Origin of the sequence: Variovorax sp. PDC80 (assembly GCF_900115375.1) — a bacterium.
Lineage (GTDB): Bacteria > Pseudomonadota > Gammaproteobacteria > Burkholderiales > Burkholderiaceae_C > Variovorax.
This window is the reverse complement of sequence record NZ_FOWG01000010.1, coordinates 301,404-316,377: the sequence shown is the minus strand read 5'-3', so window position 1 is coordinate 316,377 and position 14,974 is coordinate 301,404. Positions and strand designations below refer to the sequence as shown.

6 protein-coding genes are annotated in these 14,974 nt (G+C 73.7%); 1 reads left to right on the top strand and 5 read right to left on the bottom strand.

Annotated features, from left to right (window positions below; all coding sequences use genetic code 11):
• Window positions 1–92 precede the first annotated feature (92 nt).
• Entirely contained in the window at window positions 93–665 is a 573-nt protein-coding gene (locus tag BM109_RS27640; RefSeq protein ID WP_177239484.1) for an RNA polymerase sigma factor, read from the top strand.
• A 7-nt stretch (window positions 666–672) separates the two neighbouring features.
• Here the strand turns inward: BM109_RS27640 and BM109_RS27635 are convergent, their stop codons facing one another.
• The 5 genes from BM109_RS27635 to BM109_RS27615 form a co-directional block, all read right to left on the bottom strand.
• Entirely contained in the window at window positions 673–1,209 is a 537-nt protein-coding gene (locus tag BM109_RS27635) for an RNA polymerase sigma factor (protein WP_177239483.1), read from the bottom strand.
• 94 nt (window positions 1,210–1,303) lie between these two features.
• Window positions 1,304–12,532, bottom strand: a complete 11,229-nt coding sequence (locus tag BM109_RS27630; RefSeq protein ID WP_177239482.1) for a filamentous haemagglutinin family protein — start codon at window positions 12,530–12,532, stop codon at window positions 1,304–1,306.
• 146 nt (window positions 12,533–12,678) lie between these two features.
• Window positions 12,679–13,686, bottom strand: a complete 1,008-nt coding sequence (locus BM109_RS27625) for a FecR family protein (protein WP_093349978.1) — start codon at window positions 13,684–13,686, stop codon at window positions 12,679–12,681.
• Window positions 13,687–13,730: 44 nt separating this feature from the next.
• Window positions 13,731–14,240, bottom strand: coding sequence for an RNA polymerase sigma factor (locus tag BM109_RS27620; protein WP_093349976.1), 510 nt, complete (start codon window positions 14,238–14,240; stop codon window positions 13,731–13,733).
• A gap of 2 nt (window positions 14,241–14,242) precedes the next feature.
• Window positions 14,243–14,890, bottom strand: coding sequence for a secretin and TonB N-terminal domain-containing protein (locus BM109_RS27615; protein ID WP_143129278.1), 648 nt, complete (start codon window positions 14,888–14,890; stop codon window positions 14,243–14,245).
• Window positions 14,891–14,974: the final 84 nt, after the last annotated feature.

The window sequence follows — 14,974 nt, the reverse complement described above, 5'->3', positions numbered from 1 at the left end:
GCATCCCGCCTGCCTCGCGCAGCGCGGGCGAGGGAGGGCTTCGCCGCGCACCGCGGCCCCGAACCCAGGTCAAGGATCGAACCGCGATGGACATGAGCATCCAGCACGCGCTGAAGCGGCCCGAGGGCATGCCCCAGGGCGCGGCGCTGCGCGACTTCCTGGTCGCGAACTACGAGCGCCTGCGCCAGCGCCTCGCGCGCCGCCTCGGCTGCGGCGACCTCGCGGCCGACTGCCTGCACGACACCTGGCTGCGCCTGGGCGAACTCGGCGCGATGCAGGCGGTGCAGGCGCCCGAGGCCTATGTGTTCCGCATGGCCTGCAACGCGGCCGTCGACCAGCTGCGCGCCAACCGCCATGCGCGGCAGGGCGGCGAGATCGAACTCGACCAGCTGGTCGACCCGGCGCCGGGGCCCGAGCTGATCAGCGAGTCGCGCTCGAGGCTGCAGGCCGTGGACCGCGCGATGCAACGCCTGCCGCGCCGCCATCGCGCGGTGCTCGAGGCACTGCGCATCGAGGAGATGACGCGGCACGAGGTCGCGAGCCGCTATGGCCTGTCGCTGCGCAGCGTCGACACCGCCCTGCAGCAGGCGCTGAGCTACTGCGCGCGGCACAGCGGGCAGCCGGTGCTCGCGGGCCCGAGCACCGCGCGGCGGCCGCTGCGCTGAAGCGGCATCAATCGGCGGCCGCGCACGGCGCGCAATGCCGCAGCGCCAACCGCAACGCCGTGTCGACATTGCGCAGCGAGAGCTGGTAGTGCCGCGCCACTTCCTGGCGCGTCATTTCCTCGATGCGCAGCGCCTCGAGCACCGCGCGGTGGCGGCGCGGCAGCCGCTGCATCGCGCGCTCGAGCGCCCGCAGCTCGGAGCGCGCCTCGGCCACGGCCTCGGGGCCCGGCGAGGGATCGGCGAAGGCCTCGAGCTCGGGCTCCTGGACCTGGAACGACGCGCGCTCGCCGCGCAGCCGGTCCAGCGCCACGTTGCAGGCGACGCGATAGACATAGGCCTCGGGCGCCTGCACCGCCGGCAGCACCGCCATGTCGCCGAGCCGCAGCCAGGCATCGTGCAGGCAGTCGCTGGCGCGGTCGGCGCAGCCCAGGTGCCGCTGCAGCCGGCGATGCAGCCGCTGGTAGTTCGCCACCAGGCAGTCGCGCAGCGCGCGGCCGGGCTCGGCGCCGGCCTCGGGCGTGGCCAGGTGAACGTGGATGCTCATGTCCATGACGGGTCTGCTCTCCTGAGGGCGGGAACGGCGGGGCCGCGCCCCGTCCCGCCGGGACAGGGCGCGCTCGCTGCGCGTGACGGACGCGTCAGTCGCGCTGTTGCAGGCGGCGCCGCTCTTCCTCGGTCAGCCGTGCCAGCAGGTCGGGCTTGAGTTCGGCGCCATGCCCGATCACCTGCACGCGGTGGTTCGGCTCGTAGCGCACCACGCCGGGCCGGGCGTCGGGCGGCGGCTCGCGGCCCTCGGCCGGTTCGTTGCCGAAGCCCAGCACGCGCACCGTGAACACCGAGGGCAGGGCCTGGCGGCTCGCGGCGCGCTCGCGCTGCACCGTCTCCTGCGCGGCGTTGGCGGCCTGCGAGGCCGCGGCGCTGGCGTTGGTGAGCGCGCCGACATTGACGGCCGTCACCACCGGCAGGCCCTTCGACTCGCCCTTGACCTCGATGTTGGCGGCGTTGAGCACGTGCAGCGCGGCGATGTTGAGGTTGCCGCTGACGCGGATGCCCGCGTCGCCCGCGTTGACCGTGCCCTTCGGCGCCACCAGGTCGACGTCGCCCGGCACCACGTTCTCGAAGCCCTCGACGGTGCCGATGCCCGAGCCCGTGATGTCGGCCTTCTCGAGCGCGCGCGTGATGCCGTCGGCATCGGTCTCTATCACCGGTTGGCGGAACGAGCGCGTGGTCTTCGCGCCGCGGCCCGCGTCGATGTCGCCGAGCGTCGACCAGATGATCTCGTCGCCGCCCGCGAAGGTCAGCATGCGCGAGCGGTTGAGCAGCACGTCGCGCGCGGTGAACACGTGGATGTCGCCGTCGCCCAGCGTGACCAGCCCGCGGCCGTCGGCCGGCGCCTGGCCCAGCGCCGCCACCTGCAGGCCGCCGCCGGGCGCCAGCACCTCGATGCCGCCGCCCTGCAGGGTGCGCACGCTGCCGTCGGCCATCTGCACGTCGCCCTTCCAGCCGTTGCCGGGGAACAGCGTCGCGATGGCGCCGTAGCCGCGGTTGTAGCCGCCGTTCCGCGGCAGGTCGTCGACCCCGGGCAGCAGCTGGTCGCGCCCGGCGTTGCGCAGCTCCTGCATGTAGACCTCGCGCAGGAAGCGTTCGCGCGCGGGCGCGGGCAGGGTCTGGAAGCGGGCCCAGGCATCGAGCGGGGCCAGCGTCTCGCCCACGGCCTCCTGCACGAACGAGACCAGGCCGCGGCGCTCGAACTTCTTGCCGCCGCCGTCGAGCAGGCGCACGTCGTCGGTGAGGTACAGCGGCAGCGTGCGCCCGTCGAGCGTCTGCGTCAGGTAGGCCGGCATGCTGGCCGCGCGCGCGGGATCGAGGTAGGCCTGCGCGAAGGCGGCGTAGTCGGGCTCCTTGCCCTGCAGGCCGGCCATCAGCGTGATCGAGGCGCCGCGCTCGGGCAGGCCCTTGACGAGGGTCTGGGTGCGCGGCTCGCTCGCGTTGAAGGCATAGCTCTGGTTGCCGACCGACTGGATGGTCAGCGGGAAGGTGTTGCCGTCGCGCGCACCGGGCGCGAAGATGTCGCGCCCCGCGCTCACCAGCAGCGCGCCGGGCCCCTCGATCACGATGCCGGGGCTGCTGCCGACCACGTCGGTCGCGCTGCCGATGACGTCGTTGCCGGCCGAGACGATCGAGACGTCGCTGCCGTGCAGGTTGCGCAGGTTGTATGAGACCTGGCGGATGTCGTGGCCGGCGCGGATCCAGCTCTCCTCGTTGGTCGCCACGGTGGCGCCGAGGATGGAGCCGCCGAGCGCATAGATGCGGCTCGGCGAGTGGTCGCCGTCGAGCGGCATCTTCTCGGGATTGTTGAGCCCGAGCTGGCGCGAGTAGGACGAGCCGAAGGTGTTCTGCAGCACGCCGTCCAGGCCGATGCCCGAGCCCGATTCCTCCTCGCGGCCGCGCGGCATCAGCGGCGAGGGGATCAGTTCGGGCGCCGCGCGCGAGAGCACGATGCGCGGCACGCTGACCAGCGAGCCGGTGCCCTCGGAGCGGAACACCAGGTCCTGCGCCGCCAGCAGCTGGAAGTCGGCCTGCGGTGCCGGCGCGCCCGGTGCGCGCGCCGCGATATAGCCGAGCTCCGGCGTCACGGCCATCGGCGCGGTCATGGTGTAGACCGGACCCTGCACGATCACCGAGCCGCTCATGGCCACGACCTGCGTCGCGGCCGGGTAGCGGTTGCCGCCCTGGCCGATCGCGCTCTCGGCATAGGGCGAGCCGTCGGGGTCGCGGAAGATCGGCATGTAGGGAATCTGGCGGCTCTCGGCATAGGTGGTGTCGACCAGCGTGAGGTCGCCGCCGAGCGAGACCAGCCGCAGCGCCGTGCGGTTGGTGTGGCCGCTCATGTAGGCGCCCGGATCGACCGGGCCGCAGCAGGGATCGAACACCAGCGGCGCCTGCAGCAGCAGCGGGTCGACCACGGTCTCCAGGCGCAGGTTGCCCTGCGTGCGCACGTCGAGCGTGGCGTCGCCGAGCGCGAGGATCGGCGCGATGTCCCAGGTGTGGACGCCATTGGCGTCGGTGGCGGTGACGGTGCGGCCGACCGCCATCTCGCCGGCCGTGATGCTGCCGGCGCCGCGGCCGACGTAGTAGTGGCCGGCGCGGATCGTGCCGCCCGCCTTGATGTCGAACAGGCCGCCGTTGCGCATCTCGAGCGTGGCCGCCTGGCCCGGTGCCAGCGCGCCGCGCAGGCGGGCATTGGTCGGCAGCACCGCCACCACGTTGTCGAGGTCGCCGCCGGCTTCCAGCGCCAGGTTGCCGCCGCCGAGCGCGCCCAGGCCCTGGAACTGGCCCGGGTCGATCCACCAGCTCGGCTGCATGCCGGTGAAGCGCGTGCCCCATTCGTCGGACCAGTCGGAGAACAGGCCGGTGCGCCAGTTGCCCTGGCCCTGGCGCCGCAGCCATTCGACGAAGCTCTGGTCGGTGGGCTTGGCATGCACCGAGCCCTGCGCCACCAGCCGCATGCTGCCGCCGTCGATGCCGTAGGCCGCTTCGGCCGGTGCGTTGAAGTCGTCGTAGGTGGTGGTGTCGCGGCGTCCGGCCGTGTAGATGGCCGACACCTTGTCGGCCAGCACCAGGTCGCGCCCGGCGCGCAGCTCGATCTCGCCGGTGCCGGTGCGCACCAGCTTGCCGGCATCGGCCGCGCCGAGCGTGATCGTGCCCTGGCCGGCCGCCTGCGCTGCCAGCGGCACCAGCGCCAGCGCATCGGCCGAGCCACGGTCGGCGCCGGCCACCAGCGCGAGGTTCCACGAGCGGCCGGTCTGCAGGCTGCCGGCGGTGGTCGCGTCGGAGAAGCCGTCGCTGATCGATCCGTTCAGCAGCAGGTTGCCGCCGGCGCGCAGGGTCAGCGAGCCCTCGCGCGCGGTGGCGAAATCCTGCGCCAGGTTCCAGTCCGACTGCAGCGCGAGGTCGCCCGCGCTGCCGATCTCGATGCCGGGCATCACGGCGATGCCGCTGGCGCCGAGCCGCGCCGCGATGGCCTGCGCCTTGCCCTCGAAGGTGCGTGCATGCGCGATCGCGTCGGCCTTCACCGAGTCGACGCTCAGGCCGTCGTAGTCGGCCACGTCGTAGCGCGCCACGCCCTCGAGCACGGCCGATTGCGCGCCGACGATGTCGGCCTGGAGCGCCGTCACCCGCAGGTCGTCGTGCGCCGCGGTCTGGCCGGCGCGCAGGCGCACGCGGCCGCCCTGGCCGCCCCCCACGTCGATGCGGCCGCCACGCAGGTCGAGCGCGCCATCGGCGGCATCGAGCGTGACCGAGCCATAGCCCAGCGGGCCGGTGGCGCCTGCGAGCAGCGCGGCGTTCGCGTTCATCGTGATGCCGTCGCCGGCCACCACGCGGATGCGCCCGCCGTAGGCCGAGCGCGTGTCGAGCATGCCGGCTAGCGTGACGTGGCCCTGGTCAGCCACCAGCAGGAAGTCCTCGGCCCGCGTGGTGCCGTCGAGCAGCACGTCGCCGCTGCGCACGCGGAACGAGCGCGAGGCCCGGAAGCCGGCGTCGTTGAGCCGCGCGCTCAGGCCCGCGAAGTCGGGCAGCGAGGCGCTGTCGTACGAGATCGAGCCGGCGCGCTGGCCGCTCGCGGCATGGGCATCGAGCAGGCCGTCGAGCACCACGGCGCCGTTGCCGGTCACGGTGAGCGCGAGGTTGCCGGCCGCGCCGCCGGCCGGCGCGCCCGCCAGGCGCAGCGCGGCGCCGGCGTCGAGCCGCACCGAGCCGCCGATCGCGGTGAGGGCGATCGAGCCCGCGTCGCCGTACTGGGTGACGTCGAAGAAGCGCTTCTCGAAGCCCGAGACGTCGATCGCCGCGCCTTCGCGCAACCGCAGGTCGCCGCTGGCCGCGGTCACGTTGACCGAACCGCCGCGCGCGAGCACCTGCGATGCCAGGTCGACGCGGCCGCCGGCCAGCGTGAGGCGCGCGCCCTGGCCATCGGCCGGGTCGGCCTCGGTCGCGGCGCCTTGGCCGCCCGAGAGCGCCAGCAGGCCGGTGGTGCGCAGGGCCTGCGTCGCCGCAGCGCGCGCCGTCAGCAGCGGCGTGGCGAGCCGGATGTCGGCCGCGCCGGCATCGAGCGAGCCGCTGCCTTCGCCGAGGATGCGCCGCGTCGCGGCCAGCTCCAGCTGGCCGAAGCCCTGCACCGACTTGTCGCCCGTGCCCAGCACCAGTTCGTCGGCACGGATCGCCAGCGTGCCGGTGCCCACCGGCAGCGCGGCGGCATCGGCCACCGCCGCCACGCTGTTCTCCAGCGTCAGGCCCTGGGCGCGCAGCACCACGCTCGCGTTGCCGTAGCCCGCCAGCGTGGCCGCGTCGAGCGTCACGTTGCCGAGGCCGGCGCGGCCGAAGTCGATGTCGCCGTGGAAATCCATGCTGGTGTAGCTGCGCAGCCGCAGCCGCTCGGCATTCGCGAGCTGGGCCAGCGCGCGCTGGTCGAACACCAGCCCCTCGCTGCCGCCGCCGAAGCCCACGCGGCCGCCGCTCAGGGTGATGCCGCTGCCCGAGACCTGCGCCGACGAGGCGAGGGTGGTGCCGCGCGTGGCATCGATGGTCAGCGAGGCGCCGCCCTGCAGCACCGCGCCTTCCTGGATCAGCGCGCGGCCGCCTTCGCTCAGGTCCACGCCCTCGCGCAGCACGCGCGCATCGCCCGCGTTCGACAGCCGGATCAGCGCGCCCCAGTCGCGCGCCTTCGCGGTCAGCACGTCGTCGAGCGCATCCTTGGCGTCGATCACGCCGTCGTAGTTGTCGTCGAGCCAGCCATCGGGGTCGGTGTAGATGGCCTTGGCCTGCGGCGCGATCACCAGGCTGCCGGTGCTGGCCGTGCCGCCGCGCGCCGTCAGCACGCTGCCCGACTCGACCGTGACCTGGCCGCTCGCCGCGAGGATCAGCTCGGGCCCCGACAGCGCCGACTGCCCGTCGTTGCGCACCACGATGTCGCTGGCCGTCACCTCGACGCGCATGCCCAGTGGGTCGCCGGTGCGCACGCCGCCGATCAGCAGGCTGGCCGCGCCGGTGTTCGACAGCGAGGCCGCGTCGATCACCAGGTAGCCCTGGGCGCGCAGCGCGCTGCCGTCCTGGCCCGCGCCCACCACGGCAATCTTCTGCGCCGCGATGTCCAGCATGCCGCCGCGCCCGCCGGCCGCCGCCTTCATGTCGAGGCGGCCGTCGAGCTTGAGCGAGTCGGTGGCGCGCAGCACCAGCGAGCCGGCATCCACCGGCAGCCGCGGGATCGCGATGTCGGTGCCGGTGCGCCGGTACTGCGTGAGCCGGAAGGCGTCGGACGAGAAGAACTCGCTGGCCAGCGCCTCGTTGTATTCGCTGTAGCCGCGCAGCGCCTGGCCCGGCAGCACGCGCCAGCTGGTGTAGCCGGCCTCGCGCGCGCCGGTCAGCCCGTCGCCCCGGTAGCCCGAGACCACCATCGAGCCGTCGGCCACGGCCACGGTGCGGGTCGCGCCGGCCGAGGCCGCGCCGCCGCCGGGCATGACCGCGAAGGCGCCCGGCAGCGCCGCGTAGCTCGCGGGCAGCACGGCATACCAGCCGGCCTCCAGGCCCTGGCCGCCCGCGAGCCAGATGCGTTCGCCCACCGCGGCGCCCGGCGCCATGGCGGCCCGGCTCGCGGGCAGGATCGCGAACACGCCGGGCATGGCGAGCAGGTCGTGCGAGCCGCCGGTGCCGGGCACGAACTCGCGCGCATGCAGGTCGCCGCCGCCGGCCACGTCGACCACCGAGCCCGCCGCCAGCTCCACGCTCGGCGCATCGAGCGTGATGCGCTTCTCGGGCGGCGCGTTCAGGTCGACCGCGGCCTCGGTCTGGGGCCGGGTCGGGTCGGTCCAGAACTCGTTGTTGCGCAGCGCGCCGTAGGGCAGCACCAGGCCGTCGCCCGACACCGAGGTGATGCTGCCCGCGCCGAGCGTCACGCTTTCGCCCGCCTTCAGCACGATCTGGCCGAAGGGCGCGCGCAGCACGCCGTTCTGCGCGATGCGCGGCGCTTCCAGCGTCAGGCTGCCGGCGGCCGACAGCGGCGTTTCGGCCTCGCCGTTGCGCTCGATGCGGATCGCATCGGTGGCGCGGATCGTGGCCTTGGCGCCGGTGGCCGGATAGACCTGCGCCGCCTGCATCAGCAGACGGCCCTCGACGTCGAGCACGGCACCGGGCGCCTCGACGTTGTCGGCAATGCGCAGGTCGCGCGCCGTCAACACCGTGTCGGCGAAGCCGCGGATCGCGGCGCCGCCGTCGATGTCGATCAGCGTGGCATCGAGGTTGAGGCTGCCGGCGCGCTCGGCGGCCGCGTTGCCGGGCGTCACCTGGGGCGTCGACAGCACGATGCGCGGCGCCCGCAGGCTGGCATCGGCACGGCCCGCGTTCGCGAGCGTGCCGCCGATGGCGATCGAGCGGCCGAGCTGGAGGTGCACGCCGTCGAGGCGCACCGTCTTCGGCGTCTGGATCGCGAACTGGTCGAAGCCGCCCTCGTTGACGGCCGAAGCCAGCAGCACCGAGGGCGGCTTGGCGCTGGCGGTGCCCGTGAACACGCCGCGCAGGTCGAAGCCGGGGCCGAAGTTGAGGATCTCCTCGAGGTAGCCATCGGCGAAGAAGGCCGTGGCATCGGGCAGGGCGGGGCCGCCGCCGGCGGCCGGCGCCTTGTTCACGACCCGGAAGTCGGCCGCGTCGGGCAGGGCCTCGAACAGCTCGACCATCTCGCGCGTGAACACGAAGGGGCCGGCGGCCGTCGAGAAGTAGCTGCTGTAGTCGACGCCGATCGCGTCCTCCCACTTGGCGACGCCTTCGCCGCCCGCGAACTGCAGCATGATCCATTTGAGCTGGTCGGCCGGTGATTCCGCGCCGCCGGCACTGGTGAGCTTGAGGCTGCCGCCGCGCGCGCCGGCACCGCCCGCGCGGGCGCGCAGGGTGCCCAGCACCTGGGCATGGCCCTCGATCTCGATGCTGCCGCCATCGCTGGCCAGCGCGAGCGTCGCGGCACCGCGATCGCGCGCGAAACCCTGGCGCGGCACGTCGATCTCGCCCGCGCTGCCCGAGACGTCGATCAGGCTGCCCGCGTCGAGCTGCACGTCGCCGCGCAGCAGCACGCGGCCGCCGTCGAGCACGCTGCCGCTGCGGCCGACGGGCCCGTCGCGATGGATCGCCGGCACGCCGCGCGCCAGCAGGCTCGCGCCGTCCGCGAGCCGGAGCTCGCCGGCGCTGTAGAGGCCGATGCGGCCGGCCGGCGCCTCGAGCGTGCCGCGCACGACGATGCTGCCGGGCACGACGCCGATCGCGCCGCTGTCGTTGCCGAGCTGGAGCGAACCGCCGGTGTCGACCTCGATGCGCGCGCCCGTGCCGACCTCCACCGTGTTGCCCGCCAGCAGCAGCGAGGCGGGTGCGCGCGCGAGCCGCTGTTCGAGCGGCAGCGCGCGCAGCGGGCCCAGCTCGGCCAGGTTCGCGCCCGAGGCGATGCGCGTGGCATCGACGCCGCCGAGATCGATGGCCTGCGGCCGCAGCGAGACCGCCACGCCCTCGGGCACCACGATGCCCTTGGCGTTGTCGACCGTCAGCGAACGGAAACCGCGCGAGGCGTAGAGGTCGGCGGGCAGGTGCAGCAGCGCGTCGCCGCCGTCGTTGTTGCCACCCAGTTGCACGTCGTAGCCGTTGGCGTTGATCGACAGCGCGCCGCCCGAGCCGGCCGAGAAGGCGCGCAGGTCGAGCCGATCGAGGGTGTCGGCGCTGCCCAGCGTCAGCAGCTGGATCGCGCCGGCGTTGCCGGTCGTGACGCTGCGCTTGGTCGCGCTGCCCGAGACCTGGCCGCCGCCCGACACGTCGAGCACCGCGCCGGCTTCGGCCTGCAGCGCGCCCAGGATGATCGAGCCGCCCTTGATCGCGTGCTGCAGCCGGTCGGGTCCGTCGGCGACGGTGTTGACCCAGGACCCCGAGACGTCGATGCGCGCGCTCGCGCCGAGCCTGATCTGCCCCGATGGCAGGTTGACCGAGCCGCCGGGCGCGCGGACCGTGCCCTCGATGGCCACGGGCACGTTGGTGTCGAGGGTCGCCAGGCCGACGTTGAGCGTGGCGCCGGGCTCGAGCCGGAGCACGGCATCCTTCTCGAGCAGGAAGCCCTTGCCGACGTTGAAGGTCATGGCGCCGAGGCCGGCGGCCTCGAGCGTGTCGGTCGAGAGCCAGCTGGTCTTGGTGTAGCGGCCCTCGCCGTCGACCGTGAAGAAGCGGCTGTCGACCGGGCTCTCGAGCGTGAAGTCGGCCGGCAGCAGTTCGGGTCGGTTGCCCAGGATCAGCTGGCCGGGCGAGAACGCGAACGCGGGGTTGTCGGCGTTGCCCAGCACCAGGCGGCCGCCGCGGCTCTGCGTCACCGGCTGGGTGGCGCGTTCGCCCGCGACCGTGCCGCCCCAGATGCCGCCTTCGAGGATGTAGGCCTCGCCCGCGAAGACCTGGATCGAGCCGGCATCGCGGCCCTCGGTGTAGCCCGGCTCGAAGCGCGGCCGGCCGATCAGCGCGCTGCGCCAGTCGTCGGTGACGCCCCAGCGCGCATGGCTGTCGCTGAAGCGCCCGGCGATGCCGACGTACTGCATGTCGGGCGTGGCGCGGCCGATGTCGACCACGCGGCCGTCGGCGCTCAGCAGCTTGGTGGTGTCGATCCAGCCGTCGCCGTACTTCACGGAGCCGCCCGCGATGTCGAGCATCGAGCCGGCGCGCGTGATGACCGAGCCGCCGGCCTTGAGGTTGATGTGGCCGCCCAGGGTGGCGAGTTCGCCGACCGTGGTCTTGCTGAGATTGACCCAGGTCGACACGTCGGCCAGCGGCGTGCCGACCCAGGCGCCCGGATCGTTCTCGCCGATCCACAGCACGCCGGCCATCGGGCCGTTGCCGAACACGCCGCGCACGCGCCGGTCGACCACCACCTTCTGGCCGCGCAACCACGAGTCGCGGTACAGCGGCGAGTCGCGCAGCTCGTTGATGCGCAGGTCGGCCGTGACCAGGTTGCTCGCCATCGAGAGCGGAATGTCCTGCAGCCCGGCCACGCTGAGCCAGGCGCCGTCGTCGATGTAGATGCGGCTGCCGTCGCGCAGGCTGGCGTCGTTGTTGGCGGGCTTGTCGGGCACCACGCCCGAGGGCTGGGCGGTGGCCAGCAGGCGGATCTCGCCGGCGGGCGCGACCAGGCGCGCGTCCTGCTGGACGTCGATGCGCTCGCCGCCCACGACGATGCGCCCGGGCCGGTAGCGCGTGGCCAGCGCGCCGAGCTCGAGCTCGGTCTTGTCAGTGAGGTCGGGCATCACGGCGGTCACGCTGCCGCGCCCGAAAGTGACCGTGCCCGCGTCCCAGAACATCGGCACCGCGAACTCGCCCTCGCGGCTCAGCAGGCCCTGGCTCCAGCCTTGCAGCCGGATCGAGCCCTCGCGGTTGTTGAGCGCCGAGCTCGCCTGCAGGATGCCGTTCTGCGCGATGGTGCGGCCGGTGAGCGTGATGTCGCCGCGCGGCGCGTCGATCTGGCCGCTGTTGTCGACCTGGTAGCCGACCTCGGCGGCGCGCGCCACCATCGCGGGCATGACGGTGTCGCGCACGCCCTTGACCCAGCGCTGCTGCGAATCGGAGGGCGAGAGCTGGCCGATGCCGTACATCGCGCCGTAGTAGCCGAAGGCGATGGCCGGCACCGCGGAGGCCGCGACCTCGAAGCCGCGCGCCGGGCTCAGGTAGTAGGGCACGGTGTCGGGCCCGGCGTTCGAGGGCACGCTCGACAGCCACACGTTCTCGCCGGCCGCCATCACCACCTGGCCGTCGGGCGCCGAGAGGGTGCCGGCATTCGCGACCTTGGGCGCGAACAGCATCAGCTTGCCGCCCTTCTGCGCCGTGAGCCGCGCGCCGGCCTGCACGCTCACGTTGCCGGGCACGTGCGAGGGCGTGAACCAGGGCGCCGAGTTCTCGACCGTGGTGTCGATGGTGTAGGGCGCGACCTCGGGGAACTCGCCGAACTGCGGCGCCGGCGTGTTGGTGGGGCTGCCGTAGGGGTCCTTGAGCAGCTCGTTGGTGTTGATGCCGGCCATGAACTGCCGGTCGGTCAGGCGCAGCGCGCTGGCCACCAGCGAGCGCGTGTCGACCTGGCTGCTGCCGGTGAAGACAATGCCGTTGCGATTGACGATGTAGACCGAGCCGTCGGCCTTGATCTGCCCCGCGATGCGGCTCGGCCGTCCGCTGGGATCGTTGACCCGGTTGAGCGCCACCCAGCCGTTGCTGCCGTCGGGCAGGGTGCCGGCGCGCTGGTCGAACTGCACCGTGGTGTTGCGCCCGACGTTGAAGCTCTCCCAGTTGAGGATCGCCTTCTCGGCGGTCTGCTCGATGCGCACCTGCGTGCGGCCCTCGGCCAGGCTCTGCTGCGGCGCCCTGGCGTTCAGCCAGCCCGCGCTGAGGCTCTGGCTGTCGACCTTGAGGCCGCCGTCGACCAGGCCGTCGGGCACCGAGTCGTCGTTCTGCGCCGCCTGCCGTGCCGCCGCCTGCGCGGCCTGCTGCGCCGCGATCGACTGCGCGGCCAGGTTCAGGTTGTTGAGCGAGCGCTGCCATTGCGCGTTGTTGCGCTGCTGCAGCGCCTGCGGGTTCGTGAGGCTGGAGGCCGGCTGGCCGTTCGGCAGGTAGCCCGTGGCCGCGGCCGTGCTCTGCGCCGTGCCCTTTGCATTGAACCAGGCGCCGCTGAAGGCGCGCTGCGCCTGGGCCGGGCCGACCACGCCGCCGGCCACCAGCACCAGCGCGATGGCGCGCGCGATCGGCGCCAGACTGAAATGCTCCCGCCCTGGTTCCAGGGACTGCCGTGGCCTGCCGATGCGCGCGCGCGTGTTCATGTGAGATTCCCGCCAATGAGTGAAGTCGTCGTGTGGTGCCGCCCGTCGCATTGCGACGGGCCGTCCTTGCAAGACACGGGAGGGCGGTGGAATCCGCCAACTTTTTCTTCTCTCTTTTTCGCGCGCTCTTTTCTTGCGCGGCCGGCTCAGCTCAAGACCAGCAATCCACCGGGCAACGAACGCGCCTGCAGGCCGAACGAGTGCTGGATCTGCAGCAGCGCCTCGTCGAGCACGGCGATCGAGAAGCGCCCGCTGACCGGGTCGTCGCGCCGCGAGGCCGCCAGCAGCACCACGCGGCCGGGCCGGTAGCGGTTGATCTCGTCCACCACGCGCGCGAGCGGCGTCTGCCGGAACACCAGCTCGCCGCGGCGCCAGGCCGAGAGGTCGGCCGGCTCGATCGCGCGCACGCCGCTGATGGCCTGCGCGTCGTACACCAGCTGCTGGCGCGCCTGCAGCTGCCGCGTGCCCGCGGGATGCTCGAGCCGCACCGTGCCTTCGAGGCAGCTGAGGCAGGCCTTGCCCTGCAGGTAGCTGAGCTCGAAGCGACCGGGTCCGTCGCCGCCTGCCAGCGCGCGGCCCGCGCCCGCGCTCACGACGAAGGGGGCGCCGCCTTCGGCCGGCAGGTCGATCGCGGCCTCGCCCGCGATCAGCTCGAGGCCTTCGGCCTGGCGGCGCACGCTGGTCTGCGTATTCAGCGTGACGCGCACCTGCCGCGCCAGCACGAGCTGCCGCTGCTCGCCGGTCGCGGTGCGCTCGTCGGCGCGCCATTCGCCGGCCGCGGGCCACAGGCCCAGCGGCGGATGCACGACCGCGACCACGCCGGCCGCCACCGCCGCGCCGGCGGCCGCGCCCAGAAAGGCCCGGCGGCCCGGCTGCGCCGAGGCGCCATGGCGCAGCCGCTCGTGGCGCGCGGCGATCTTGGGGTCGGTACGCAGCAGGCCGCCGAGCGCGAGCCGCATCGAGGCCCACTGGCGCCTGGCCTCGTCGAAGGCCGCCGCGTGCGCGGGGCTGGTGCGCTGCCAGCGCTGGAAGGCCTGCACGTCCATCTGCGTGGGCTCGGCACCCGCCAGCCGGCTCAACCAGATGCGCGCCTCCTCGCGCAGCGCCTCGGCGGCTGCGGCGGGATCGTCGATCGGTGCGGAGGGTGTCTTCATGGCGTCACTGGTGCAAGACAGTTGGCGGGGCGCGAATCCGCCAACTATTTTTTCTTTCCCATCTGGGCGGCGCAGAAATCCTGCGCGCGCTTGAGTTCGTGCTCGACGGTGTGCAGGGAGATGCCCAGGCGCTGCGCCACCTCCTTCTGCGGCAGGCCTTCCCAGCGCACGAGCAGCAGCACGTCGCGGCGCCGCTGCGGCATGCGCGCGATGATCTTCTGCAGCGCCTCCATCTCGGAGCGCGACTCGGCGATCTGCTCGGGGCCCGGCGCCGCGTCGGGCACCTCGAGCAGCGCATCGACCTCGCTGCGCGGCACCACGCGGCTCTGGCTGCGCAGGTCGTTGATCGCGATGTTCACGGCCATGCGCATCAGGAAGGCGCGCGGATTCACGATCGGCGCCTGGTCCTCGAGCCGGCGCAGGCGCAGCCAGGTGTCCTGCAGCGCGTCGCCCGCGAGGTCGTCGTTGCCCAGCACGCGCGTCAGCCGGCGCTTGAGGTCGCCATAGCGCTGCGACAGGAAGTCGAGCAGCAGCAGCCGGACTTCTTCCGACATCGCTAGCGCCCCCGGCTCGCGCAGGCCGGCGTGCCGCCCTGCTCGGGCAGGATCAGCATGGTCACCGGCTGCGGCATCTGCGGCGGCGGCGCGCGGCCGATGCGCACGCGCTCGAGCGCCTCGACCAGCAGCAGGTCGCGCCGCGCATCGCCGCTGCCGCCGAGCAACTGCGCGCGCTGCACGCGGCCGGCGGCATCGATGCGAAAGCGCAGCAGCGAGCGGTAGCCACCCTGCGCGGTCAGCGGGGCGGCGCACAGCGCCTCCCAGACCCGCGCCTGGATCAGGCTGTCGTAGTTCTCCTGGCCCGTGCTCGGGGCGGCGGCGACAGGGGCCGAGGGCGACGGGCCTGCGGGCTTGAGCACCAGCGCGGCGACGCGGCCCGCGCTGACTTCCTCGGCCTCGAGTCCCGTGCCCTGCAGCAGCGCCTGCAGCGCGGCCAGCGGCGCGAGGCGCCCGCGCACGGCCGCGGACGTGCGGCCGGCCACCAGCGTGCTGCTGAAGAGCGCGGCGCGGCCCGTGAGGTCGGCGAAGCGGTCGAGCGCCAGCGCGAGCGGCTGCGCGGGCAGGTCGAACTCGAAGGCCGGCGCCTCGATGGCGTCGGGCGCGGCGGCGAGCGGCGGCGCCACGGCCGGCTCAGCGGCGGCCAGCATCGGCGCCGCGAGCCCGCAGAGCATCCAGAGGGCGGCGCGCCGGCAGCGCGAACGACGCGCACGATCGGAAGAGGAGTCGCATCG